The organism is Citrobacter sp. KTE151, assembly GCF_000398845.1.
GTDB lineage: Bacteria > Pseudomonadota > Gammaproteobacteria > Enterobacterales > Enterobacteriaceae > Citrobacter > Citrobacter braakii.
The window spans coordinates 620,927-646,446 of sequence record NZ_KB976064.1 but is presented as its reverse complement, the minus strand read 5'-3'; the positions used below and the strand labels follow the sequence as shown (position 1 = coordinate 646,446).

Here is a 25,520-nt window from a genome sequence, read left to right as displayed (position 1 = left end):
AATGCAATATATCCAGCAACCCCAGGCGATTGAGGCCAAAAGTTTCGACATTATTGGCGAGATCATCCGTGAAACCCGCCCTGACTATCAGTTTGCCAGCCCGTTACATGAAGCCATTATCAAGCGGGTCATTCACACGACAGCGGATTTCGACTGGCTGGACATTCTGTGGTTTTCCAGTGATGTGCTGGAGCAGTTCTGTGCGGCGCTTAGCCGTTCGAGCGTGATTTATACCGATACCACTATGGCCCTTTCCGGGATTAATAAAACGCTGCTGGCAAAATTCGGTGGCGAATGCCGCTGCTACATCAGCGACCCGCGGGTCGTGCGGACGGCAAAAGAGCAGGGCATTACCCGGTCAATGGCGGCCGTTGACATTGCGGTGAAGGAAGAGGGTGAAAAGCTGTTTGTGTTTGGCAACGCGCCGACAGCGCTGTTCCGCCTGCTTGAGCATGATGTGGCCGTCAGTGGTGTCGTTGGCGTACCGGTTGGGTTCGTCGGTGCCGAAGAGTCGAAAGATGCACTGACCCAAAGCAATCTGCCCGCCATTGCTGCGTTAGGTCGTAAAGGGGGAAGTAACGTCGCCGCCGCGATCGTCAACGCCATGCTTTATCACATGCAGGGGGCGCGATGAGCGAGTCCTTCGATACGCCTGTGTGGCACAACGGTAAAGCGCTGCGTAAAGGATATACCACGGGATCGTGCGCGACGGCGGCGGCAAAAGTGGCGGCGCTGATGGTATTGCGCCAGCACCTGATCCATCAGGTTTCTATCGTGACGCCATCAGGTGTGACGCTGTGTCTGAACGTAGAGTCACCGCATATCGAAGGACAGCAGGCGATAGCCGCCATCCGCAAAGACGGTGGCGATGATGTGGATGCCACCCACGGCATGCTGATTTTTGCCCGCGTGACGTTAAACGATAGCAAAGAGATAACCCTTCAGGGCGGGGAAGGCGTCGGCACGGTAACCCGCAAAGGGATCGGCCTGCCGGTGGGCAGTTCGGCGATTAATCGCACACCTCGCCAGACCATTGAGTCTGCGGTTCGTGAGGCGATTGGTCCGAATCGTGGGGCGCAAATTGAAATTTTCGCGCCGGAAGGCGAAGAGCGGGCACAAAAAACCTACAACTCCCGCCTTGGCATTCTGGGCGGCATTTCGATCATTGGTACGACTGGGATCGTCACGCCGATGTCAGAAGAAAGCTGGAAACGTTCACTGTCGCTGGAGCTGGAAATTAAGCGAGCGGCGGGGCTGGAGCGTGTCGTACTGGTACCAGGAAACCACGGCGAACGTTTTGTGCGTGAGCAGATGGGGATCGACACCCAGGTTGTGGTCACTATGAGCAATTTTGTCGGCTACATGATTGAAGAAGCCGTACGTCTGGGGTTCCGACAAATTGTGCTGGTGGGACACCCTGGTAAGCTCGTCAAAATTGCGGCGGGGATCTTTCATACCCACAGCCATATTGCCGATGCTCGCATGGAAACGCTGGTGGCCCACCTCGCGTTACTGGGTGCGCCGCTGGAACTGCTCACGCTGGTCAGCGACTGCGATACCACCGAGGCGGCGATGGAACACATAGAAGCATACGGTTTTCAGCACATTTACAACCATCTGGCTAAGCGCATCTGTATGCGCGTCCTGCAAACGTTGCGCTTTACCAAAAATCCCCCGACCTGTGACGCCATCATGTTCTCTTTTGATAATCAGGTGCTTGGAAGTAATCGCCCGGTCGCAGAGATTGCTGAGGAGATGCAATGTTAACCGTTGTAGGGATGGGACCAGCCGGTTTGCATTTGATGACGCCTGCGGCACGTGAAGCGGTCGCAACGGCTGATGTTCTGGTAGGTGGAAAGCGACATTTGCAGCAATTCCCGGATTTTACCGGTGAACAGTTTGTTCTCGGCGCCAATATTCTCGAACTCTTGAACTGGATTTGCGCGCACCAGGAACAACGCGTTGTGGTGCTGGCATCTGGCGATCCGCTGTTTTACGGCATCGGGACGCGCATGGTGGCGCATTTCGGTATTGAAAATGTGTGCATTATTCCCGGTATAAGCGCGGTGCAGTACCTGTGTGCGCAGTCCGGTATTGATATGAACGATATGTGGCTGACCAGTAGCCATGGTCGCAGCGTCTGTTTCGATGAACTGGCGCGACATAACAAGGTGGCGATGGTGACAGATGCGCAGTGCGGCCCGCGTGAAATTGCGCAGCAGCTCATTGCACGAGGCAAGGGACATCGCTGGATGGTGATTGGCGAAAACCTGGCAATGGAAAACGAACGGATCCATTTCCTGCCTGTGAACGAAGTTAACGCCGACTATGACATGAATGCAGTGGTGATCCTTGATGAAAGATGAGCTGTTTTTACGTGGAGAGAAAGTGCCGATGACCAAAGAAGCGGTACGTGCACTTGCCCTCTCAAAACTTGAATTACACCGCGCCAGTCACCTGATTGATATTGGCGCGGGAACCGGCAGCGTGTCGATAGAAGCCGCGCTGCAATACCCTGGATTGCGCGTGACGGCAATCGAGCGTAACCCGGCGGCGCTCAGGTTATTGGATGAAAACCGCCAGCATTTTGCCTGTGCAAACATCGACATTTTTCCCGGTGTTGCGCCGATGACCATCGCTGAAAAAGCCGATGCTATTTTCATGGGCGGCAGCGGTGGCCATTTGACTGAACTGATTGACTGGTCAATGCGTCAATTGCATCCCGCAGGGCGGCTGGTGATGACATTCATCCTCCAGGAAAACCTCAACACCGCGCTGGCACATCTGGACCATCTTGGCGTACCGGGAGTGGATTGCCTGCAGCTACAGGTTTCCTCGCTTACCACGCTTGGCAGTGGTCACTATTTCAAACCGAATAACCCCGTATTTGTTATCGCCTGTCAGAAGGAAGGAAACCATGTCTGAGATTTTTGATCCCCGTAGCGTGTGGTTTGTTGGCGCAGGTCCTGGCGATCGCGAGCTGATTACCCTCAAAGGTTACCGGTTGCTACAGCAGGCGCAGGTTGTTATCTACGCCGGATCGCTGATTAACACCGAACTGCTGGAATATTGTCCTGCTGGTGCTGAATGCCACGACAGCGCTGAACTGCATCTGGAGCAGATCCTTGATCTGATGGAAGCCGGAGTGAAAGCGGGTAAGACCGTGGTGCGTCTGCAAACCGGCGATGTTTCGCTGTACGGTTCCGTGCGCGAGCAGGGCGAGGAACTGACCAAACGCGGGATTGACTGGCAGGTGGTGCCCGGCGTCAGCGCATTCCTTGGCGCGGCGGCGGAGTTGGGCGTTGAGTATACCGTGCCTGAGGTCTCACAGAGCCTGATCATTACCCGCCTGGAAGGACGCACGCCGGTGCCGGAGCGCGAACAGCTGGAGTCATTTGCCAGTCACCAGACATCTATGGCGATTTATCTGTCCGTTCAGCGTATTCATCGTGTGGCCGAGCGTTTGATTGAAGGCGGTTATCCGGCGACCACGCCCGTGGCGGTGATCTACAAGGCAACCTGGCCGGAAAGCCAGACTGTGCGCGGTACCCTGGCGGATATTGGCGACAAGGTTCGTGATGCGGGCATCCGTAAAACGGCCCTTATTCTGGTCGGTAATTTCCTGGGCTCGGAGTATCACTACTCCAAACTCTATGCGGCGGACTTTAGCCATGAATACCGTAAAGCCTGAGTCAATTGCGCTTTTTTGCCTGACCCCGGGAGGCGTTACGCTGGCAAAACGTCTGGCGGCCATGCTGCCGGTCACCTGTTTTACCAGTGAAAAGCTGCTGGAGGAGGGATTCATTCCTTTCGAAAACGGCTTTGCGAATACCGCCCGCGAAGCGTTTGCGAATTACTCGGCGCTGATTTTTATCGGTGCGACCGGCATTGCGGTGCGCGTGCTGGCCCCGCTGGTCAACGACAAATTTTGCGATCCGGCGGTGGTGGTCATTGATGAACGCGCCCAGCATGTCATTAGCCTGCTCTCCGGTCACGCGGGCGGTGCCAATGCGCTGGCGCGGTATCTGGCGGGCATGTTGGGCGCCGATCCGGTGATCACCACTGCGACGGATGTCAACGATATGGCGGCACTGGATACGCTGGCATTTCAACTGAATGCCCGGATGAGTGATTTCCGTTCGGCGGTGAAGATCGTTAATCAGATGCTGGTCAGTAATAAGCGGGTGGGGCTGTGGTGGGATGATGAACTGACGCAGGATGTCAGTCATTGCGACCGGCGCGGTTTTATCACGGTAACCGATCTCAATCAGCTTCCTGAACTGGATGCGCTGGTGTGTATCACCTTACGCACCAACTTACCCGATCTGCCTGTTCCGCACTGGAAGCTGGTGCCACAACGTGTTGTGGCCGGAATTGGTTGTCGTCGTGACACGCCGTTCCCGTTGCTGGCCGCGCTGCTTGCCAGGCAACTCGAAGCCCAGCAGCTCGATCCGCTGGCGCTTAAAGCGATTGGCAGTATCACGCTGAAAAAAGATGAACAGGGACTTATCCAACTGGCTTCGTGCTGTCGCGTTCCTTTCGAAACCTTTACTGCTGACGCGCTGCGTGAGCATGAACACCGTTTTCCGGCCTCATCGTTTGTTCGCAAAACGGTGGGTACAGGAAGCGTTTCCGGTCCTGCAGCCTGGCTGCTGAGCCACGGAAAACTGTTAGGCGAGACCCTGCGAGAACAGGGCGTCACTATCACTTTGGGAGTTTCACACTGATGTTAAGCGTAATTGGAATTGGCCCTGGCTCGCAGGCAATGATGACCATGGAAGCCGTTGAAGCATTGCAGGCAGCGGAAATCATCGTTGGCTATAAAACCTACACCCACCTGGTAAAAGCGTTCACTGGCGACAAGCAGGTGATCAAAACCGGGATGTGCAAAGAGATTGAACGCTGCCAGGCGGCGATCGAACTGGCGCAGGCAGGTCACAATGTGGCGCTGATCAGCAGCGGTGATGCAGGGATTTACGGTATGGCTGGGCTGGTGCTTGAGCTGGTCAGCAAGCAAAAGCTGGACGTTGAGGTCAGGCTGATCCCAGGAATGACGGCCAGCATTGCCGCCGCCTCTTTGCTGGGCGCGCCGTTGATGCACGACTTCTGCCACATCAGCTTAAGCGATCTGTTAACACCGTGGCCAGTTATCGAAAAACGCATAGTGGCTGCCGGCGAAGCAGACTTTGTAATCTGTTTCTACAACCCGCGCAGTCGGGGTCGCGAAGGTCATCTGGCGCGCGCATTTGAGCTGCTTTCTGCCAGTAAGAGCGCGCAAACGCCGGTGGGTATTGTGAAGTCAGCCGGACGTAAAAAACAGGAAAAATGGTTGACCACCCTGGGTGAAATGGACTTTGAACCGGTTGATATGACCAGCCTTGTGATCGTTGGCAACAAAACAACCTATGTTCAGGACGGCCTGATGATCACGCCACGAGGTTATGTGCTGTGAATTACGGTGATGTGTTGGTCATGGGCGGTACCAGCGATGCGCGCATGCTGTGCCAGCAACTGGACGCAGCCAATGTGGCCTACACCCTGTCAGTTGCGACCCCAACGGGGAAGCAGCTGGCGGGAGATATCAAAGGTCAGGTGCGCTGCGGGCGTCTGGAGCGCGAACAAATGATTGCCTGGCTACAGGAAAATCGGACGCGCTGGGTGATAGACGCCTCGCATCCGTATGCCGAGGTGGTGAGCCGCAACATCATGAGCGCCTGCGAAGCGGCGGGGGTACTGCTGAGCCGCTATCAACGTCCTGAGCAGTTGAGCGGTTTAGCCCACCCGCAGCTTTATACCGTACAGAGTATTCAGCAAGCCTGCGAGGTTGCGCGCCGCTTCGGTGACCGTGTGCTGCTGACGACCGGCAGTAAAGATCTGGCTATCTGGCGCGAAGGGTTGCCTGAAAAAACGCTGCTGGCGCGCGTCCTGCCTGTACCCGAGGTTATTCAGCAATGCGCGGACCTGGGATTTGGCGTCGGTGAGATTTTTGCATTGTGCGGGCCGTTTAGCGCCGAGTTCAACGCTGCGTTTTATCGCCAATGTCAGGCTGATGTGGTGATCACTAAGGCATCCGGTGCGGAAGGTGGTTATCAGGAAAAAGTTCAACCCTGTCTGGATGCTGGTATCCCCTGCATCGTGATTACACGTCCGGCACCGTTGGTGACGGGAGAAGAGTTACTGGAAAGTCAGGCCGCCTTTGGGGCGCGTTTAACGCGCTGGCTGGCCGCTGCTTAAGGAGTTAGAGATGAAAAAGGCGCTTCTGGTGGTCAGCTTTGGCACCAGCTATCACGACACCTGTGAGAAAAATATTGTGGCTTGTGAGCGCGATCTCGCAGCCAGTTGCCCTGACCGCGACCTGTTTCGGGCGTTTACCTCCGGGATGATTATCCGCAAGCTCAAGCAGCGCGACGGCATTGAGATCGACACGCCGCTGCAGGCGCTGCAAAAGCTGGCGGATCAGGGGTATCAGGACGTGGCTATTCAGTCGTTGCACATTATCAACGGTGATGAATACGAAAAAATTGTCCGCGAAGTGCAAAGCATGCGCCCGCTTTTTTCTCGCCTGACGCTGGGTGTTCCGCTGCTGAGCAGCCATGACGATTACGCCCAGCTGATGCTGGCGCTGCAACAGCAAATGCCGGTGCTTGGCGAAAATGAAAAAGTGGTGTTTATGGGACACGGTGCCAGCCATCATGCCTTTGCCGCCTATGCCTGCCTCGACCATATGATGACGGCACAGCGCTACCCGGCGCGGGTTGGAGCGGTGGAAAGCTACCCGGAAGTCGATGTGCTGATTGAAAGTTTGTCTCAGGAAGGGGTGACGGCGGTGCATCTGATGCCGCTGATGTTAGTTGCTGGCGATCATGCCATCAACGATATGGCCTCTGACGAAGAGGATTCGTGGAAAACATTGTTCAATGCGGCCGGGATACCGGCTACGCCATGGCTCAGTGGCCTGGGTGAGAATCCTGCGGTTCGCGCTATGTTCGTGGCGCATTTACAACAGGCGCTTAATGTGGCGCTGGAGGAAGCGGCATGAGCGGAAAACTGTACGCATTAAGCACCGGGCCTGGCGCTTCCGATCTTATCACCGTGCGGGCCGCACGCACGCTGGGTACGCTGGATATTCTCTATGCGCCCGCCGGACGTAAAGGTGGCGACAGTCTGGCGCTGTCGATCGTACGTGAATATATCGGCGAGCAGACCGAAGTTCGCTGCTGCCATTTTCCTATGAGTGCTGACAGCGCCGAAAAAGAGGCGGTATGGGATGACGTTGCGGCCGCGCTGGTTCAGGAAGTCGAAGCGGGTAAGCAGGTGGGCTTTATTACACTCGGCGACGCCATGCTGTTCAGCACCTGGGTTTTTTTACTCCAGCGTATTGGCTGTCCTGACTGGTTAGAAATCGTCCCGGGCGTGACCTCTTTCGCTGCGATTGCCGCGCGGTCAAAAACGCCGCTCGCCATGGAGCAACAGTCACTGGCCGTGGTCTCCTGTACCGCGCCGCAAGCGGAAATCCAGCAGGCGTTAAAGCAGCATGACAGTCTGGTGCTGATGAAGGTATACGGTCGTTTTGCGCGCATCAAAGCGCTGCTGCAACAAGAGGGTTTGTTGGGCTGTGCATTGATGATGTCTGAAGCCACGCTGCCGGGTGAACAGTGCTGGCGTCATCTCGATGAGGTGAGCGACGATCAGCCGCTGCCTTATTTCTCGACCATTCTGGTCAATAAACAGTGGGAGTATGCACAATGAAGCTTGAACAACAGCTAAAACAGCTGTCTTTCAGCGGGTTGGCTGCGGCGCTATTACTGATGGTTGTTCCTGAACAAGCGTTCGCCATGCACATAATGGAAGGTTTCTTGCCGCCGATGTGGGCGCTGGCCTGGTGGCTGCTGTTTTTGCCGTGCCTGTGGTACGGGCTGGTGCGGCTGCGCCAAATCGTGCAGGAAGATAGTCACCAAAAAGTGTTACTGGCTCTGTGCGGCGCGTTTATTTTTGTGCTGTCGGCGCTGAAAATTCCTTCTGTTACCGGAAGTTGCTCGCACCCTACCGGGGTAGGCCTGGCGGTTATCCTGTTTGGACCGGGCGTGGTGGCAATCCTCGGGGCAATCGTCCTGCTGTTCCAGGCGCTGTTATTGGCGCACGGTGGTTTGACAACGCTTGGCGCTAACGGCATGTCGATGGCGGTGATTGGCCCGGTGGTGGGTTACATGGTGTGGAAAATGGCCTGCCGTGCGGGGTTGCGTCGTGATGTTTGCGTCTTCCTGTGCGCGATGCTGGCGGATCTCGTCACCTATTTCGTGACCTCGGTGCAACTGGGCGTGGCGTTCCCGGACCCATCCGCCGGTGCTACGGGTTCAATCATCAAGTTCATGGGGATTTTCTGCCTGACGCAGATCCCAATTGCGATAGCGGAAGGTCTGCTCACCGTAATGATTTATGACCAGTTAACCAAACGGCAGTTGATTACCGCTCAAGGACATTAACGATGAAAAAGACGCTGATTTTGTTAGGGATGGTAGTGGCGCTGGTGATTCTGCCGTTCTTTATCAACCATGGTGGAGAGTACGGTGGCTCAGACGGTGAGGCGGAGAGTCAGATTCAGGCAATTGCCCCACATTATGAGCCGTGGTTCCAGCCGTTGTATGAACCGGCAAGCGGTGAGATTGAAAGCCTGCTGTTTACGCTCCAGGGATCGCTGGGCGCAGCCGTGATTTTCTACATTCTGGGTTACACCAAGGGCAGGCAGCGCCGTGATGACCGGGCTTGACAGGCTTAGCTATCAAAGCCGCTGGTTTCATGTCTCACCCGTGCGGAAATTTCTGCTCTGGCTGATGATGATGATTCTGGCGTTTACTCTGCCCCCGTTGGGGCAGGGTATTGAGCTGTTACTGATTGCCGCGCTGAGCTGCTGGCTGCTGCGTATTTCCTTCTGGCGCTGGTGTCGCTGGATGGCATTACCGTTTGGTTTTCTGACGGTCGGCGTCGTGACCATTCTGTTTAGTTTTAGCCGCGATCCGCAGACGCTGCTGGCCAGCATCCCCGTTGGAAGCTATTGGTTAGGCGTTAGCGAGCCAGGGCTTGTCACCGCCAATGAAACCTTCTGGCGCAGCCTGGCTGCGCTGGCGGCGACGTTCTGGCTGGTCCTGAATCTGCCGTTTCCGCAATTGATTATCTTACTCAAACGCGCGCACGTTCCTCGCCTGCTCACTGAGCAGATCCTGCTAACCTGGCGCTTTATTTTTATCCTGTTAGACGAGGCGCTGGCTATTCATCGCGCACAAACGCTACGTTTTGGTTATCGTAGCTTGCCGTTGGGCTATCGCTCGCTGGCGATGCTGGTGGGATTGCTGTTTACCCGCGTGTTGATCCGCTACCAGCAAATGACCACCACACTGGATATCAAACTGTATCAGGGTGATTTTCACCTGTAAGGAAAAGTATGCTTGCCACTTCAGCGCTTTGGTTTCGCTATCAGGATGACCCGATCCTCAAAGGGCTAACGCTGGACTTTTCAACGCATGCCGTCACCGGGCTGGTCGGTGCTAATGGCTGCGGGAAATCCACGCTGTTTATGAACCTGAGTGGTTTACTGCGCCCGCAGGAAGGCGCGGTGATGTGGCAAGGCAAACCGCTGGATTACAGCAAGCGCGGCCTGCTGGCGCTGCGTCAGCAGGTGGCAACCGTATTTCAGGATCCCGATCAGCAAATTTTTTATACCGATATCGACAGCGATATTGCCTTCAGCCTGCGCAACCTTGGGGTAGATGAGACTGAAATCTCCCGCCGGGTGGATGATGCGCTCACGCTGGTAGATGCCCAGCATTTTCGCCATCAACCAATTCAGTGTTTAAGTCACGGGCAGAAAAAACGTGTGGCGATTGCCGGGGCGTTGGTGTTGCAAGCGCAGTATTTGCTACTGGATGAACCTACTGCGGGCCTTGACCCATCAGGTCGCACGCAGATGATTGAGATAATCAAACGCATCGTAGCGCAAGGAAACCACGTGGTTATCTCCAGCCATGATATCGATCTTATCTATGAAGTCAGCGATGCAGTGTACGTTTTACGCCGGGGTGAAGTGCTAACGCACGGCTCGCCGGGTGATGTGTTTGCCCGGACGGATCTTATTGAACAAGCGGGATTAACTCAGCCCTGGCTGGTGAAGCTGCATACCGAGCTGGGCTTCCCGCTGTGTAAAACAGAGGCTGAATTTTTTAGCTGTATGCGAGAGAACGCACTGAAGGAGGCGTCATGACGCAGGCAATAATGTTGCAGGGAACGGCATCTGATGTAGGTAAAAGCGTGTTGGTCGCCGGTCTGTGTCGAATTTTTTATCAGGATGGACTGCGTACCGCACCGTTCAAATCGCAGAACATGGCGCTGAACTCTGGCATTACGCCAGAGGGCAAAGAGATGGGCCGCGCGCAAATTTTTCAGGCTGAGGCCGCCGGTATTACGCCAGATGTGCGTATGAATCCGGTGCTGCTTAAGCCGACCAGCGATCGTAAAGCGCAGGTTGTGCTGATGGGCAAAGTGGCTACCGATATGGATGCGGTGAGCTACCACGAGTACAAACCGAAACTACGGGATCAAATCCTGTCTGTTTATAACAGTCTGGCGCAGGAGTTCGATGTGCTGGTACTGGAAGGGGCGGGAAGCCCGGCTGAGATTAACCTGCGCGATCGCGATATCGTCAATATGGGTATGGCTGAAATGGCGCAGTGCCCTGTCGTTCTGGTGGCGGATATCGACCGCGGCGGGGTGTTTGCCTCCATTTACGGCACGCTGGCGCTACTGCACGACCATGAACGCGCCAGGGTAAAAGGGGTGATCATCAATAAGTTTCGCGGTGATGTGGCGTTGCTGTATTCCGGGATTGAGCAAATTGAAGCGCTGACCGGCGTTCCGGTCCTGGGCGTCATGCCATGGCTGGACGTTGATCTGGAAGATGAAGATGGCGTTGCGCTGCAAAAGGGCAAATATTTGCGCACAGACAAACGCGACATCGATATCGCCGTTGTTCAGATACCACACATTTCTAACTTTACTGATTTCAATGCGCTTGCCGCACAGCCGGATGTGCGCGTGCGCTATGTTCGCCAGCCTGAAGAGTTGGCGGGGGCCGATCTGGTGATTCTGCCCGGCAGCAAAAACACCCTGGGCGATCTGGTGTGGCTGCGTGAAAGCGGGATGGCGCATGGCGTGGTGCAATTACATCGTAATCACGTACCCGTGGTGGGGATTTGCGGTGGCTATCAAATGCTCGGCGAAACCATCATTGATGAAGTTGAGTCAGGACTCGGTACGTTGCCGGGTCTGGGCTTGCTCAATACCGTAACGCATTTTGCCCAGCACAAAACCACGACCCTGGTTGAGGGACAAATGTCCTCCTCGCTGCCGGACTGGCTGGCGGGTACCGCGGGATTATCCGTTCGCGGTTATGAAATTCATATGGGCGAAACGGCATTAACCGAGGAATGCCGGTCGGTGATGACGCTGCGTAAAGACGGTGGCAACGTGGCTGATGGCGCGGTCACTGCCGATGGCCTGGCGTTCGGCACCTATCTTCACGGTCTGTTCGACAGCGATGAATTTACCCGTGCGCTGGTTAATGGCCTGCGAGAACGTAAAGGGTTAGCGCCGCTGGATTCCACCTTCCATTACGCGCAATATAAATCGCAGCAGTTTGATCTGCTGGCGGATGCGATGCGGCAACACATCGATATTGAGAAAATTTATACCATCATGCAGCAACACCGGGAGCCAGTATGATGATTCTGGTGACTGGCGGCGCGCGAAGCGGCAAGAGTCGGCATGCGGAAGCGCTGATCGCAGACTCTCCAAACGTTTTGTATATCGCGACTTCGCAGATTTTTGATGAGGAGATGGCTGCGCGAATTCAGCATCATCGTGACGGACGTCCTGCGCACTGGCGGACAGCCGAACGCTGGCAACATCTCGATGAACTGATTACGGCAGCAAACGATCCACAAGAAGCCATTCTGCTGGAGTGCATCACCACGATGGTGACTAACCTGCTGTTTGCGCTGGGCGGTGACAGCGACCCGGATAGCTGGGATTACGCGGCGATGGAGCAATCTATTGAGGATGAAATTCGTTCGCTGATTGCGGCCTGTCAGCGCTGTCCGGCCAGGGTTGTGCTGGTCACTAACGAAGTCGGAATGGGGATTGTTCCGGAGAACCGTCTGGCACGGCATTTTCGCGATATTGCAGGACGTGTGAACCAGCGACTGGCGGCGGCTGCTGATGAGGTCTGGCTGGTGGTATCAGGAATTGGAGTCAAAATTAAATGAGTAAGTTGTTCTGGGCAATGCTCTCTTTTATTAGTCGCTTGCCCGTTCCTGCTCGCTGGTCGCAAGGACTGGATTTCGAGCACTATTCACGTGGCATTGTGATGTTCCCGCTAATTGGCGTGGTGCTGGGAGGGCTGACGGGGCTGGTCTTTATGGCGCTGCAGCCCTGGTGTGGGGTGCCGTTGGCGGCCCTGTTTGCAGTCCTCACGCTGGCGTTATTGACCGGGGGATTTCATCTCGACGGTCTGGCGGATACCTGTGACGGTATTTTTTCGGCCCGTCGACGCGAGCGGATGCTGGAAATCATGCGTGACAGCCGCCTGGGGACTCACGGTGGACTGGCGTTAATTTTCGTGTTGCTGGCAAAAGTGCTGGTGGTGAGCGAACTGGCTTTGCGGGGCACGCCGATGCTGGCGGCGCTTGCAGCCGCTTGTGTCGCCGGGCGGGGTACCGCGGTTTTGCTGATGTATCGACATCGCTACGCCCGCGAAGAAGGGCTGGGCAACGTCTTTATCGGTAAAGTCACCGGGCGTCAAACCTGCGTCACGTTGGGATTCGCGGCGATCCTGGCTGCCGTGCTTCTTCCTGGCATGCGCGGCGTGGCGGCGCTGGTTGTTACGATGGTGGCGATTTTTATTCTTGGGCAGTTATTAAAACGCACGTTGGGTGGTCAGACCGGCGATACGCTGGGCGCAGCCATTGAACTTGGCGAGTTGATTTTCCTGCTGGCTCTGCTCTGAGTCAGCCAACATACTGGAACCCTTATGCAGACTTTAACCTCTTTACTCCACGCAATCCCTTCACCTGATAGTGCTGCGATGCTGCGTGCACAGCAGCATGTCGATGGCTTGCTTAAACCGCCGGGAAGTCTTGGTCGGCTTGAGTCGCTCGCCGTGCAACTGGCCGGAATGCCGGGTCTGAAGGGCGTACCGCATGTGAGTGGCAAAGCGATGCTGGTGATGTGCGCCGATCACGGTGTATGGGATGAAGGGGTTGCTGTTTCGCCTAAAATCGTCACGGCTATTCAGGCTGCTAATATGACGCGTGGGACGACAGGCGTTTGTGTGCTGGCCGCTCAGGCGGGGGCAAAGGTACATGTGATTGATGTCGGCATCGATGCTGAGCTTATCCCTGGCGTGGTGAATATGCGCGTGGCGCGCGGCTGCGGCAATATTGCACAAGGCCCGGCAATGCGTCGTTCGCAGGCCGAGGAGCTGCTGCTGGAGGTTATCCGCTATACCCATGAGCTGGCCAAAGATGGCGTAACGCTGTTTGGCGTCGGTGAACTTGGTATGGCAAATACGACACCAGCGGCGGCAATCGTCAGCGTGCTGACCGGCAGCGATGCCGAGGATGTGGTGGGTATCGGCGCTAACTTGCCGCTTTCAAGAGTAGGCAATAAAGTCGATGTTGTGCGGCGAGCAATTGCCGTCAATCAACCGGATCGCAATGACGGTATTGATGTGCTGGCTAAGGTAGGCGGGTTTGATCTGGTCGGCATGGCGGGGGTGATGTTGGGGGCGGCCTCCTGCGGCCTGCCGGTCGTGCTGGACGGTTTTCTCTCTTATTCCGCTGCGCTGGCTGCCTGCCAGATTGCGCCGCAGATTAAACCTTACCTGATCCCGTCACATTTCTCCGCCGAGAAGGGGGCTCGCACCGCGCTGGCGCATCTTGAACTGGAGCCGTATCTCAATATGGGGATGCGTTTGGGCGAAGGCAGCGGGGCCGCGCTGGCGATGCCGATTGTTGAAGCCGCCTGTGCAATGTACAACAACATGGGGCAGCTTGCCGCCAGTAACATTGTGCTTCCGGATGGTAAGGAAGCATAGTTACGTGAGTTCCTGATCCCGCCTTATGGCGGGTTTTTTTATGCGGATTTTAGGCGTAACCCACTAAAACAGATAATAAAAGCTATAATTAACGGATATCTGCTGCGGCGAAGGAAAGGAAAAAGATGCGTCGTGTAAAACTGCTTTGTTCACTCATTATGCTGCTCGTGAGTCAGAGCGCGCAGGCGGTGAGTTATCCGCTCCCGCCTGAAGGCAGTCGCCTGGTGGGGAGTCCTTTGACCATTACGGTACCTTCAGGAAACACTCAGCCGTTGGAAGCTTTTGCCGCGCAGTACGGACAGGGGTTGAGCAATATGCTGGAGGCCAATCCCGGCGTGGATGTTTTTCTGCCTAAGTCTGGCTCTACGCTGGTTGTGCCACAGCAACTGATATTACCGGATACTGTACGCGAGGGGATCGTAATCAACGTCGCAGAAATGCGCCTTTACTATTATCCCGCTGGCAGCAATACGGTTGAGGTTTTACCCATTGGCATTGGCCAGGCGGGCAGAGAAACGCCGCGTAACTGGGTGACGGCGGTAGAACGTAAGCAGGAAGCACCAAGCTGGACGCCTACGCCGAATACCCGGCGCGAATACGCAGCACGTGGGGAAAGCCTGCCGGCGTTTGTTCCTGCCGGGCCTGATAACCCGATGGGACTGTATGCGATTTATATCGGCAGGCTTTATGCCATTCATGGCACAAATGCGAATTTCGGTATTGGTCTGCGGGTAAGTCAGGGGTGCATCCGTTTACGTAATGACGACATTAAATATCTGTTTGATACCGTACCGGTAGGGACGCGTGTGCAACTGATAGACCGACCGGTGAAATACAGCGTAGAGCCGGACGGTAGTCGCTGGGTGGAAGTGCATGAACCACTGTCACGAAACCGGTCGGAATACGAGTCTGACAGAAAAGTTCCCTTGCCAGTCACCCCCGCGCTGCGCACTTTCATCAGCGGGAATGACGTGGATATGAGTCGCGGAAATCAGGCACTGGAAAGACGCTCCGGCATGCCGGTGAATATCAGTCTGATTCAGACCCATTACTAATTTTCAAGGCGACCCTGTAACCTTTAGTCTGGGTGGGTCGCTTTTTTAATTTGATATTGTCCCTTTTTTACCACGCCAATATGGTCTGCCATTAGCTGCGCCTCGTGTTCGCTGTGTGTAACCAGCAGTGCCGTTTGCCCGGCGGCACGCAAAATATCCCGCACCTCGTTGCCAAGACGCTCACGCGTGCGCTTATCAAGGCTGGAGAAAGGCTCATCGAGCAGCAGGATTTCCGGATGCGGCGCCAGCGCGCGCGCAAGAGCGATACGCTGCTGTTGACCGCCGGACAGTTCATGCGGATAACGGCTGGCATGACTGTGCAACTCCACCATTTTTAACAGCTCCGCCACCCGGACCTGCTGCTGCTCACGCGGCATACGTCGTAACCCAAAGGCCACGTTTTGTTGCGCGGTCAGGTGAGGGAATAACGCATATTCCTGAAAGACCATGCCGACATGCCGTTTTTCCGGCGGTAGATGAACACCGGAACCGGCAACGCGGCGCTGCGACACATAGATCTCTCCGCTTCGCAGCCGTTCAAATCCGGCAACTGCGCGTAACACGGTGGTTTTTCCGCAACCTGAAGCGCCCAGTAGACAGGCGATCTCTCCTTTACGTACCGACATTGAAAACCCGCTCAGCACCGATTGCTGGCTGTTGCCGTAGGCAACGTGCACATCCTGGAGTCGTAATGCAATTTCTGACATTGTTACTCTCTTAACCACGGCGAGTCATCTGGTGACGCACCAACAAAATAACCGGTAGCGTGCCAGCTAAAACAATCATTAGCGCGGCGATAGCACCTTCTTCATAGGTTCCACGGGCGGCTTCTGCATACAGCAACGTTGCCAGCGTTTCGAAGTTTACCGGGCGCAACAGCAACGTTGTTGGCAGTTCTTTCATGGCATCGGCAAAAACCAGCAGGGCGCTACTCACTAACGCCGGGCGCAGCAATGGGAAATGAACCCGTGCAAATGTGCCCGCACCATTCTCACCCAACAGACGAGAAGCCTGCTCCAGCGAAGGCGGAATGCGGCCCAGGCCGGAATCCAGTGCGCCGATAGCAATCGCCTGGAAACGCATGGCACAACAAATTACCAGCAGGATCCCCGCAGACATCAGCGGCAGGCCGCGAACATCCAGTAAATCTGCCAGCCAGCGGTCGACTGCCATGGCGGGGGTTAAAAAACCAATCGCCAGAATTGTACCGGGAACCGCGTAGCCTAAAGAAGCCAGACGCATTACACCACGGCGAAATCCTGGCATCGCGTTGTCTGCGGCGCTATGCCGCGCGCTCCAGGCTACCAACATACTGACGCAAACCACCACCAACGTGGTTCCCGCGGCCAGTGATAACGTATTTTGTAATGCAGACAGTAACGAGGAGGATATAGGGCTCTCGTCACCTATACGTTTGGCGCTTTCCCAGATTAAAAACAGCACCGGGGCCAGAAAGCCCAGCACAACTGGCAGCGAAATAACGACACCGAGTAGCCAGCCACGCCAGCCTTGCACGTGGGTGGGTTGAATTTCCCGCAGGCTACGACTGCTGAATCCCTGTTTTCTGCGGCCATAAAATTCCAGCGTCAGAATAAAGAATATAAACATCAGCATCATGCAGGCGATTTGCGCTGCGGCAGATAAATCAGAGCGAGAGATCCATGTAGTGTATACGGTAACGGTTAACGTTTGTACCCCGAGAAATTCCGACGCGCCAATATCGTTAAGCGTCTCCAGCAGCGCCAGACTGATCCCGACGGCCAGTGCCGGGCGTGCCATGGGGAGTGCAACACGAAAAAAGGTCCCGGTTACGCTGCATCCCAGCGTACGCGCTGCTTCCAACAGATGGGCCGGCTGGCTGATAAACATGGCGCGGGTTGTCAGGTACACGTAAGGATAAAGTACTAATCCGAGCAGGATTATTGCGCCGGAAAGGGAACGTAAATCGGGCAGGCGGAACTGTCGCGGGCTGTCAAAGCCCAGTATGAAACGGATAAAGGTTTGCAGGGGGCCAATCGGATGCAGCAGATCGAGCCATGCAAAGGCAACGATGTAGGTCGGCATTGCCAGCGGCAACAGCAGCGCCCAACTGAGAATTTTTCGCCCAGGGAAATCCCATGCCGTTACCGCCCATGCGCTGCCTACGCCAATGACGCCAACCATTATCGCGACACCCGCTAGTAACAGCACGGTGTTTTTTAGCGCTGAAGGCAGTACATATGTCATAAGATTATCCCAGTGGGATAAATCAGCCTGGGTGGCCTGCCAGATCAGCGCAACGATGGGGGTCAGGACGCCAAGCGCGACGCACAACGCGCCAAGATGCAACGGCGTTAATAATGACTGCGGCCCGGAAACCAGGCCGCGTAACGTCGGAAACTGCAGCGGTTTATTGATCGAATCCAACTTTATCTACCAGCAAACTAGCTTGTTTACGATACTTCACGATCTCGGTGAGCGGCGTTTTATCGACGTCGATTTCACCGATTGTGGCGCTAATGACCGGGTCAAGCGTTACGCCTTTCAGTACCGGATATTCGAAGTTCGCTTTCGCATACTGCTGCTGGGCAGGCGCGGAAACCAGATATTCCATCAGCTTAACGGCATCGGCTTTATTTGGTGCATAGCGGGCAACGGCAGCACCGCTGATGTTGACGTGCGTACCGCCATTTTCAAAGGTTGGTTTAACGACTTTAATGGCATCGCCCCACTGACGAGCATCGCTGCCTTCTTTGGCGTTTTTCATATGGCCGACATAATAGGAGTTGGCCAGACCAATATCACAAATTCCACCGAGGATATCGCGGGCAACATCGCGATCGCCGCCGGTGGCTTTACGCGCCAGGTTAGCCTTCACGCCGCGCAGCCATTCTTCGGTTTTGGCTTCACCATGGTGGGCAATCATCGCGGCGATCAGCGCCGTGTTGTAGGGGTGCTGACCGGAACGAATACAAACTTTACCTTTGTATTCTGGGCTGGCGAGCTGTTCGTAATGCCAGTTATCGATTGGCAGCGACTTCTCGGCATACAGTACGCGGGCGCGCATAGAAAGCGCAAACCACTGATTATCCGCGCCGCGCAGATTCGCCGGAATGGCGGCTTTCAGCGCTTCTGACTCTACCGGCTGGGTGACGCCAGCTTCAACCAAATCGATGAGATTTCCGGCATCGACGGTCATCAGCAGGTCGGCAGGGGAGTTTTTGCCTTCAGCCTTAACACGCTCAAGCATACCGTCTTTGATATAGACCGTACTTACTTTGATACCGCTGGTTTTAGTCCAGCTATCAAGTAAAGGCTGGATCAGGCCCGGTTCACGGGTGGTGTAAAGCGTTAACGTTTCCTGAGCGAAAGCCGGCAGGCTGACAGAGAAGAAGAGGGCAGAGGCAAGCGTGATACGGCGCAATCCGGTGCGAGTTAGAGCATTCATCGTTTTTATCCCAGAGTAATTGGAACATACAGTGAACCGAGTCAGGGCTCGTTTTTTTGGTTCGCGTACAATAAATGATAATCACTAGCACTTACAATAATTGCAAAGTTTAAACGATTTACATTTACACAACTTTAATCAACGATGTGATGCGGCATGGAATGGGGAGTTATGGCAGACTGAGCGCTTATAGAGGCAGCTTTTACACAGACGTGAAAAGCAAAAAGCTCGCTTAAGTTTCCTTAAGCGAGCTTCTTAAATTTGGCTCCTCTGACTGGACTCGAACCAGTGACATACGGATTAACAGTCCGCCGTTCTACCGACTGAACTACAGAGGAATCGTGTGAACGAGGCGCATATTACTGACCTCATCATGAGGTGTCAACAGTAAAATTAGCGCGTCATTTCAATTGGTTAATTAATCTTCAAATTCAGTGTTAATGCGTGTTTGGTGAGCGATAATCGTCGTCTCCCCTAACCGCTCCATGGGGTTCTGGCGATAAAACTGGATGAAACGCTGCCATAAGGCAGGAAAACGCGGAGCAAATAATTCAGGAGCACTGAAAAAATACTCGGATAGCACGGCAAAGCATTCAGCAGGATCGGTCGCTGCGTAGGCATCTATACTGCACGCAGTTTCTCCAACCAGATCGATCTCATCCTGAATATTGTTCATTGCAGCATGCAGGTCGTGTTCCCAACCGGCGATATCGCGCAGGGGAATCGCCGGAATACCGCTGGCACGATCGCCATTACGCATATCAAGCTTGTGCGCCACTTCATGGATGATCAGATTAAAGCCGGAGGCATCAAAGGAATCCTGAATATCAAGCCAGTTGAGGATTATCGGGCCTTGTTGCCAACTCTGCCCGGACTGTACCACGCGTTGATTATGCACCAGCCCAATATCGTCTTCCCATTCATCGTCTACGACAAATGGGGCAGGGTAGATGAGAACTTCATGAAACCCGTCGAGCCACTCAATCCCCATTTCCAGAACAGGTAAACAGAATAGCAGAGCAATGCGCGCACTTTTTAGCGGGTCCAGCTCAAACCCCTGAAGAGCGACTAATCTTTTTTGTTGTAAAAAGCGCTCGGCCAGAGCAATAAGTCTGGCTTGTTCTTGTTCGGTGAGATTCACCAAAAGGGGAATAGCCAGGGCGTCGTCCCACGGCCAATCGTCACTCCGGGTTGCTTCTTGTTCTTTCCAGGGCCACTTAATCATCGTTTTGCTCGCAAACTCGTCACTTGAACGAAATTGACGGAACTGGGTCTGTTAAAATGCCAAATTACCTGGCATCATGGCAACCGCCAAAACGGAGAGATGCCAGAGCGGCTGAATGGACCGGTCTCGAAAACCGGAGTAGGGGTAACTCTACCGGGGGTTCAAATCCCCCTCTCTCCGCCACTATTCAAGCACTTGCACGCCTTGCTTTCAACGACAGTTCTCATGGATGTCTTTTTCTTTGAGTATCCTCACAAGTTTATCGTTGTAATACCCGTGTGATAAAAAATACGCTTCGTATAAAGAAAAAGCCCGCTTTATAAAAAGCGGGCTTGCCTGTTTGGGCATCAATTAGAACTGATAGACTAAACCAACGGCAACGATGTCATCTGTCGCAATACCATTGCTTTCATAGAAGTTGTCGTCTTCGTCCAGCAGGTTGATTTTATAATCAACATAGGTGGACATGTTTTTATTGAAGTAGTAAGTCATCCCCACATCAACATATTTAACCAGATCTTTGTCGGTGTAGCGTGGATTGCCATTGCCGTCGTATTCCCAGCCACCTAAATCAACGCCTTTAGACATCAGGAAAGAAACTGCTGGGCGCAGACCAAAATCAAACTGATATTGAGCAGTCGCTTCAAAGTTTTGCGTTTTGTTAGCGATACCGCCAGCAAGTCCATCACCTGAACCGTAATAGGTCATATTACGAGTTTCAGAATACATGGCTGCCAGGTAAACGTTGTAGGCATCATATTTAGCGCCAACGGTCCAGGCATCTGCTGTTTCACCGCCAGCGTAGCTATTGACATGAGTACTATCGCCACGGCCACGGGAAACCTGGTCATTGGTACGGTCAGAGCTGGAGTATGCGGCACCCAAGCTCAAACCGAAGTCGAAGTCATAGGAGGTAGACATACCGAAACCGTCGCCATTTTCTTTCGCCAGTTTTCTACCTTTACTATTACCAGAACCTTCTTGATTTGCGCTGCTACCTTCGTTGTTACCCTGGTACTGCAAGGCAAAGTTCAGACCATCAACCTGACCAAAGAAGCCTTTATTACGGTAGGTAGCAACACCGTTGGTACGACCGGTCATATACACGTCGGTCTGGGCATAAGTATCACCCCCAAATTCCGGCAGCATATCGGTCCAGGCTTCTACGTCATAGACGACGCCATAGTTACGACCGTAATCAAAGGTACCGTTCTCACCAAATCCAAAGCCCGCGAAAGCCAGACGAGTCCATGAATCGCCTTTGTCACCATCGGTGCCGTTGGCTTGAATGTTATATTCCCACTGACCATAGCCAGTTAGGATATCGTTGATTTGCGTTTCGCCTTTGAAACCCAGACGTGCATAGGTCTGATCGCCGTCGCTGCCTGCGTCGTCAGAGAAATAACGCAGAGCAGCAACTTTACCGTACAGATCCAGTTTATTGCCGTTCTTATTATAAATTTCAGCCGCATCTGCTGCGCTTGCAGCTAATAAGGCAGGGAGAAGCAGTGCCAGTACTTTTCTTTTCATTATGTATTCCCTTTATATAATAATTAAAATGAATATGTAACGCTATCTGAAAGACTACATTTGAATACTATCTATGAAGTTCATTTAATTTTAAATATAACATGTAACAAATGTATTTAAGATATTTCAAAATGTTTCATTGCTGCTTTTGTATAATTAAAATCGCATGACATTTGAATTAATATTATCCATATAAATGTATTTTTATCATATAGTTATGATTTCTATTATTCTATCTTGTTGAATGTATATTATTGATATTTGTTATTTATTTTGCATGCGGGATTATAATTGATCTGCTTGTTTTGAATAATGGATTTATATATCCATTATAGTGATACTTATTGAGTGAATAATATGTATTGATGATAAAAAGCGTCGACGGTAGTCTGACATAAGAATTGTTGCTAAGGTGGTTTTCTTTCTGCGAAGAGCGAGAGTATGGAACTACAGTACTGGCAGTCGAAATTTGAAGCCTGGTTACGTGACAATCATTCCGGGCACGACGCTGCCCATGACATCTTTCATTTTCGTCGCGTCTGGATGACGTCACAAAAGTTGAGCATGGATGTGACCGTAGACTGGCTGGTGGTGCTGACGGCGTGCTACTTTCACGATCTCGTCAGTTTGCCGAAGAACCATCCCGATCGTCATCGTTCGTCGGTACTGGCAGCCCAGGAAACGCGTCGCGTTTTGATGCGCGATTTCCCTGATTTTCCACAACAACGATTACCTGCCGTGTGCCATGCTATTGAGGCGCACAGTTTCAGCGCCAAAATCGTACCAGAAACCCTTGAAGCCAAAATCGTGCAGGATGCTGACCGGCTTGAGGCGTTGGGGGCAATTGGTTTAGCACGGGTATTTGCCGTGTCCGGCGCGTTAGGCGTGGCGCTGTTTGATGCGGAAGATCCGTTTGCCCGACAGCGTAGCCTTGATGATAAACAGTACGCACTCGATCACTTCCAGACCAAATTATTGACGCTGCCGCTGACGATGCAAACTGAACACGGTCGGCATTTGGCGCAACATAATGCTGACTTCTTACTGACGTACATGGCGAAGCTGAGTGCGGAGTTAAAAGGAGAATATGAAATGCTGGATCTTGACGCGATTCAACCCTTTAAGCTGCGTTAGTCGCCAGTACAGCTGCAACGTCAACCGCACTAATTTATGTTAACCTGTCAGCTATCCATTTCGGCCGGTTAAATGTATGCAGGATAATTTTTCAGTAGCAGGTTCCATGAACCCGATGACAGATGATAACGAGGCCGCCGCACAGGTGATTTTGGCTAAGTTGCTTGAAATATATGACGTGAAAACGCTGGTTGCTCATCTGAATGGTGTTGGCGAGAACTGCTGGAGTCCGGCCATCTTCAAACGTGTGGTTGCCAATGAAACGTGGCATCGCCTCAGCGACGGTGAGTTGGCTCATCTGAACGACTTGCTGCCGAGGCCGCCTGCGCATCATCCACATTATGCTTTTCGCTTTATCGATCTTTTTGCCGGTATTGGCGGCATTCGTCGCGGCTTTGAGGCGATTGGCGGGCAGTGCGTGTTTACCAGTGAGTGGAACAAGCATGCGGTGCGCACCTACAAAGCGAATTACTACTGCGATCCTCACCAGCACCATTTTAATGAAGATATTCGCGATATCACCCTCAGTCATCATGATGGGGTGAGTGACCAGCAGGCGGCGGAACATATCCGCCAGCATGTTCCGCAGCATGACGTGCTGCTGGCGGGATTTCCTTGTCAGCCATTCTCTCTGGCCGGTGTATCAAAGAAAAACGCGTTAGGGCGGGCTCATGGCTTCGCCTGCGATACGCAAGGCACACTTTTTTTTGACGTGGTGCGCATCATCGATGCGCGTCGGCCGGCAATATTTGTGCTCGAAAACGTCAAAAACCTGAAGAGTCACGATCAGGGGAAAACGTTCCGCATCATTATGCAAACGCTGGATGAGCTGGGTTATGACGTGGCTGATGCACACGATAACGGGCCGGACGATCCGAAGATTATCGATGGGCAACATTTTTTGCCCCAGCATCGCGAACGTATTGTGCTCGTCGGCTTTCGCCGCGATCTGAATCTGAAATCAGACTTCACGCTGCGCGATATTGTCTCCCGCTATCCTCAGCGGCGTACGACGCTGGCGGAGCTACTTGAGCCGACCGTCGACGCAAAATATGTGCTCACGCCGGTGCTGTGGAAATATCTGTATCGTTATGCGAAAAAGCATCAGGCGCGGGGCAATGGATTTGGCTATGGCATGGTGTATCCCGGCAATCCCGATTGCGTAACGCGCACATTATCGGCGCGTTACTATAAAGATGGGGCGGAGATCTTGATCGACCGCGGTTGGGATATGGCGCTGGGTGAAAAGGATTTTGATGATCCGCACAATCAGCGATACCGTCCGCGCAGGCTGACGCCCAGAGAGTGCGCGCGCCTGATGGGATTTGAATCACCTCAGGGCTATCAGTTCAGGATCCCGGTGTCAGACACACAGGCTTATCGTCAGTTTGGTAATTCGGTGGTCGTCCCGGCATTTGCGGCGGTAGCCAGACTGCTGGAGCCAAAAATCAAACAGGCGGTTGCTATTCGCGAGAAAGAGAAACTGCATGGCAGACGTTCACGATAAAGCGACGCGCAGTAAAAATATGCGGGCGATAGCAACCCGCGATACCGCAATTGAAAAACGCCTTGCCAGCGTACTGGCAGAGCAGGGGGTAACGTTTCGTGTGCAGGATGCGACGTTACCCGGTCGTCCCGATTTCGTGGTGGATGATTATCGTTGTGTGATTTTTACCCACGGCTGTTTCTGGCATCATCACAACTGCTATCTATTCAAAGTCCCCGCCACACGAACAGCGTTCTGGCTGGAAAAAATAGGCAAAAATGTCCAGCGTGACGCGCGGGATTGTGAAAAATTGCAGGCTTTGGGCTGGCGCGTACTGATTGTCTGGGAGTGCGCCCTGCGTGGGCGCGAAAAGCTGGGGGATGACGCGTTGTCCGAACGCGTCATCGAGTGGATCTGCGGCGGTGGCGATAGCGCACAGATCGACACCCTCGGTATCCATTTACTGTAACGTCTTTTCCGACGGGGTCACAACGGCGTCCGCTTTAACGGGAAATAGGTATTTACCGAGTGTGACCAGTACCACCGCAAATACAATCACGCCAAGCGCCAGCCATTCGATGGGCGCCAGACTTTCTCCTCCCAGGCCGGTACCTAACAGTACGGCGACAACCGGATTAACGTAGGCATAGCTGGTGGCTAATGCCGGGCTGACGTTGCGGATCAAGTACATGTACGCGTTGATGGCAATAATAGAACCAAACACGGCCAGATAGGCGACCGCCATAAAGCCTGAAAACGTCGGCATAGTGGTCAACTTTTCCCCGGAAATCAGCGAGGCGCACATCAGCACTATACCGGCGGCTAACATTTCAATGGCTCCGGCCATCATGCCAACGGGTAACGTTATGCGCGAGCCGTACACTGAGCCAAACGCCCAGCTTATCGAACCTATCAGGATTAAAATTGCTCCCCATGGATTACCACTCAAATTACCACCGCTGTTCAGCATGATGATCCCCGCGAGTCCAATTGCGATCCCCATCCATTCAAGTTTGCGCGTTTTGATGCCAAAAAAGTGGCTAAAACACAGCGTAAACAGCGGAACGGTGGCGACCACCACGGCGGCAATACCGGAAGGCACGTTTTGATGTTCTGCGACGGTGACCAGTCCGTTACCGACAGCCAGCAGCAGGATACCGATTAACGCGGCGTTCAGGAGCACGCGCAGAGGCGGCAGCTTATGTCCGCGGATAAGTAAGAATGCTGTTAATAAAACCCCCGCAGAGAGAAAACGAACACCAGCCATCATCAACGGCGGCCAGCTTTCAACGCCAATGCGAATAACGAAGTACGTGGAACCCCAAATGATGTACAGCGCGAAAAGCGCACTGAAAAGCGGTAGCAATTGCCTGAAACGCATAATCCCTCACGGTGGAAATAAAAAGGTGCAACATAGTAAACGTCAAAACTATCTTGCTGGCGAGATTTATAATTACGTGCCGATGTTAAAAATTTGTTGACCAGAAAGGTCAGTTTCAGCATTGCGTGTTTTACTTCAT

Annotated in this window: 28 protein-coding genes and 2 tRNA genes; 23 read left to right on the top strand and 7 right to left on the bottom strand. The window is 53.6% G+C overall.

What is annotated here, in order from left to right; translation table 11 throughout:
- Position 1 precedes the first annotated feature (1 nt).
- The 19 genes from WC7_RS11560 (at position 2) to ldtA (ending at position 15,198) form a co-directional block, all read left to right on the top strand.
- Entirely contained in the window at positions 2-634 is a 633-nt protein-coding gene (locus WC7_RS11560; protein ID WP_008785140.1) for a cobalt-precorrin-8 methylmutase, read from the top strand.
- Positions 631-1,767, top strand: coding sequence for a cobalt-precorrin-5B (C(1))-methyltransferase CbiD (gene cbiD / locus WC7_RS11565; protein WP_016153523.1), 1,137 nt, complete (start codon positions 631-633; stop codon positions 1,765-1,767). Before WC7_RS11560 ends, cbiD begins: the two co-directional genes overlap by 4 nt.
- Positions 1,761-2,366, top strand: a complete 606-nt coding sequence (locus WC7_RS11570; RefSeq protein WP_016153522.1) for a cobalt-precorrin-7 (C(5))-methyltransferase — start codon at positions 1,761-1,763, stop codon at positions 2,364-2,366. Before cbiD ends, WC7_RS11570 begins: the two co-directional genes overlap by 7 nt.
- On the top strand, positions 2,356-2,925 hold the full coding sequence (locus WC7_RS11575; RefSeq protein ID WP_016153521.1) for a decarboxylating cobalt-precorrin-6B (C(15))-methyltransferase: 570 nt from the start codon (positions 2,356-2,358) through the stop codon (positions 2,923-2,925). Before WC7_RS11570 ends, WC7_RS11575 begins: the two co-directional genes overlap by 11 nt.
- Entirely contained in the window at positions 2,918-3,691 is a 774-nt protein-coding gene (locus tag WC7_RS11580; RefSeq protein ID WP_003030275.1) for a cobalt-precorrin-4 methyltransferase, read from the top strand. The genes WC7_RS11575 and WC7_RS11580 overlap by 8 nt, the downstream gene beginning before the upstream one ends.
- On the top strand, positions 3,672-4,727 hold the full coding sequence (gene cbiG / locus WC7_RS11585; protein ID WP_016153520.1) for a cobalt-precorrin 5A hydrolase: 1,056 nt from the start codon (positions 3,672-3,674) through the stop codon (positions 4,725-4,727). Before WC7_RS11580 ends, cbiG begins: the two co-directional genes overlap by 20 nt.
- Complete coding sequence (locus WC7_RS11590) at positions 4,727-5,452, top strand: precorrin-3B C(17)-methyltransferase (RefSeq protein ID WP_003030278.1); 726 nt, start codon at positions 4,727-4,729, stop codon at positions 5,450-5,452. Before cbiG ends, WC7_RS11590 begins: the two co-directional genes overlap by 1 nt.
- Complete coding sequence (locus WC7_RS11595) at positions 5,449-6,234, top strand: cobalt-precorrin-6A reductase (protein WP_016153519.1); 786 nt, start codon at positions 5,449-5,451, stop codon at positions 6,232-6,234. Before WC7_RS11590 ends, WC7_RS11595 begins: the two co-directional genes overlap by 4 nt.
- Before the next feature lie 10 nt (positions 6,235-6,244).
- The gene (locus WC7_RS11600) at positions 6,245-7,039 is read left to right on the top strand and encodes a sirohydrochlorin cobaltochelatase (protein ID WP_016153518.1); all 795 of its coding nucleotides are present in this window, start codon (positions 6,245-6,247) and stop codon (positions 7,037-7,039) included.
- On the top strand, positions 7,036-7,749 hold the full coding sequence (locus WC7_RS11605; RefSeq protein WP_016153517.1) for a cobalt-factor II C(20)-methyltransferase: 714 nt from the start codon (positions 7,036-7,038) through the stop codon (positions 7,747-7,749). The genes WC7_RS11600 and WC7_RS11605 overlap by 4 nt, the downstream gene beginning before the upstream one ends.
- On the top strand, positions 7,746-8,483 hold the full coding sequence (gene cbiM / locus WC7_RS11610) for a cobalt ECF transporter S component CbiM (protein WP_016153516.1): 738 nt from the start codon (positions 7,746-7,748) through the stop codon (positions 8,481-8,483). The genes WC7_RS11605 and cbiM overlap by 4 nt, the downstream gene beginning before the upstream one ends.
- Before the next feature lie 2 nt (positions 8,484-8,485).
- A complete protein-coding gene (locus WC7_RS11615) occupies positions 8,486-8,767 on the top strand; it encodes an energy-coupling factor ABC transporter substrate-binding protein (protein ID WP_006683999.1) in 282 nt (93 codons plus the stop codon).
- Complete coding sequence (locus WC7_RS11620; protein WP_016153515.1) at positions 8,754-9,431, top strand: energy-coupling factor ABC transporter transmembrane protein; 678 nt, start codon at positions 8,754-8,756, stop codon at positions 9,429-9,431. Before WC7_RS11615 ends, WC7_RS11620 begins: the two co-directional genes overlap by 14 nt.
- 8 nt (positions 9,432-9,439) lie before the next feature.
- A complete protein-coding gene (locus WC7_RS11625; RefSeq protein WP_016153514.1) occupies positions 9,440-10,255 on the top strand; it encodes an energy-coupling factor ABC transporter ATP-binding protein in 816 nt (271 codons plus the stop codon).
- Positions 10,252-11,772 carry a cobyric acid synthase gene (locus WC7_RS11630; RefSeq protein ID WP_016153513.1) on the top strand — a complete coding sequence of 507 codons (1,521 nt, stop codon included), beginning with the start codon at positions 10,252-10,254 and terminating at the stop codon, positions 11,770-11,772. The genes WC7_RS11625 and WC7_RS11630 overlap by 4 nt, the downstream gene beginning before the upstream one ends.
- Positions 11,769-12,314, top strand: coding sequence for a bifunctional adenosylcobinamide kinase/adenosylcobinamide-phosphate guanylyltransferase (cobU, locus tag WC7_RS11635; RefSeq protein WP_016153512.1), 546 nt, complete (start codon positions 11,769-11,771; stop codon positions 12,312-12,314). Before WC7_RS11630 ends, cobU begins: the two co-directional genes overlap by 4 nt.
- Positions 12,311-13,054, top strand: a complete 744-nt coding sequence (gene cobS, locus WC7_RS11640; protein ID WP_016153511.1) for an adenosylcobinamide-GDP ribazoletransferase — start codon at positions 12,311-12,313, stop codon at positions 13,052-13,054. The genes cobU and cobS overlap by 4 nt, the downstream gene beginning before the upstream one ends.
- A gap of 24 nt (positions 13,055-13,078) precedes the next feature.
- Positions 13,079-14,143 (top strand): nicotinate-nucleotide--dimethylbenzimidazole phosphoribosyltransferase, encoded by a 1,065-nt coding sequence (gene cobT / locus WC7_RS11645; RefSeq protein ID WP_016153510.1) that lies wholly within the window; start codon positions 13,079-13,081, stop codon positions 14,141-14,143.
- Between the two features lie 125 nt (positions 14,144-14,268).
- Positions 14,269-15,198: a L,D-transpeptidase gene (gene ldtA, locus WC7_RS11650; protein WP_016153509.1), complete on the top strand. Its 930-nt coding sequence runs from the start codon at positions 14,269-14,271 to the stop codon at positions 15,196-15,198.
- 23 nt (positions 15,199-15,221) lie between these two features.
- Here ldtA and WC7_RS11655 read toward each other — a convergent pair whose 3' ends face one another.
- The 5 genes from WC7_RS11655 to mtfA form a co-directional block, all read right to left on the bottom strand.
- Positions 15,222-15,905 carry an ABC transporter ATP-binding protein gene (locus tag WC7_RS11655; RefSeq protein WP_016153508.1) on the bottom strand — a complete coding sequence of 228 codons (684 nt, stop codon included), beginning with the start codon at positions 15,903-15,905 and terminating at the stop codon, positions 15,222-15,224.
- Positions 15,906-15,915: 10 nt separating this feature from the next.
- A complete protein-coding gene (locus WC7_RS11660) occupies positions 15,916-17,604 on the bottom strand; it encodes an ABC transporter permease (protein ID WP_016153507.1) in 1,689 nt (562 codons plus the stop codon).
- Entirely contained in the window at positions 17,588-18,625 is a 1,038-nt protein-coding gene (locus tag WC7_RS11665; RefSeq protein WP_016153506.1) for an extracellular solute-binding protein, read from the bottom strand. The genes WC7_RS11660 and WC7_RS11665 overlap by 17 nt, the downstream gene beginning before the upstream one ends.
- A gap of 262 nt (positions 18,626-18,887) precedes the next feature.
- A tRNA-Asn gene (locus WC7_RS11670) sits at positions 18,888-18,963 on the bottom strand.
- Positions 18,964-19,043: 80 nt separating this feature from the next.
- Positions 19,044-19,850: a DgsA anti-repressor MtfA gene (gene mtfA / locus WC7_RS11675; RefSeq protein ID WP_016153505.1), complete on the bottom strand. Its 807-nt coding sequence runs from the start codon at positions 19,848-19,850 to the stop codon at positions 19,044-19,046.
- A gap of 93 nt (positions 19,851-19,943) precedes the next feature.
- Here mtfA and WC7_RS11680 point away from each other — a divergent pair.
- Positions 19,944-20,033 (top strand) — tRNA-Ser (locus WC7_RS11680).
- A gap of 168 nt (positions 20,034-20,201) precedes the next feature.
- Here WC7_RS11680 and ompC read toward each other — a convergent pair.
- Positions 20,202-21,380: a porin OmpC gene (gene ompC / locus WC7_RS11685; protein WP_016153504.1), complete on the bottom strand. Its 1,179-nt coding sequence runs from the start codon at positions 21,378-21,380 to the stop codon at positions 20,202-20,204.
- A gap of 441 nt (positions 21,381-21,821) precedes the next feature.
- On the opposite strand from ompC, the gene WC7_RS11690 reads away from it, so the two are divergent.
- The 3 genes from WC7_RS11690 to WC7_RS11700 all read left to right on the top strand — a co-directional run bounded on the left by WC7_RS11690 (position 21,822) and on the right by WC7_RS11700 (position 24,469).
- Positions 21,822-22,514, top strand: coding sequence for a phosphohydrolase (locus WC7_RS11690; protein WP_016153503.1), 693 nt, complete (start codon positions 21,822-21,824; stop codon positions 22,512-22,514).
- A 76-nt stretch (positions 22,515-22,590) separates the two neighbouring features.
- Positions 22,591-24,021: a DNA cytosine methyltransferase gene (locus WC7_RS11695; protein ID WP_032947108.1), complete on the top strand. Its 1,431-nt coding sequence runs from the start codon at positions 22,591-22,593 to the stop codon at positions 24,019-24,021.
- Positions 24,002-24,469 carry a very short patch repair endonuclease gene (locus WC7_RS11700; RefSeq protein ID WP_016153501.1) on the top strand — a complete coding sequence of 156 codons (468 nt, stop codon included), beginning with the start codon at positions 24,002-24,004 and terminating at the stop codon, positions 24,467-24,469. Before WC7_RS11695 ends, WC7_RS11700 begins: the two co-directional genes overlap by 20 nt.
- Here WC7_RS11700 and yedA read toward each other — a convergent pair.
- Positions 24,461-25,381 (bottom strand): drug/metabolite exporter YedA, encoded by a 921-nt coding sequence (gene yedA / locus WC7_RS11705; RefSeq protein ID WP_016153500.1) that lies wholly within the window; start codon positions 25,379-25,381, stop codon positions 24,461-24,463. The genes WC7_RS11700 and yedA overlap by 9 nt on opposite strands.
- Positions 25,382-25,520 lie beyond the last annotated feature (139 nt).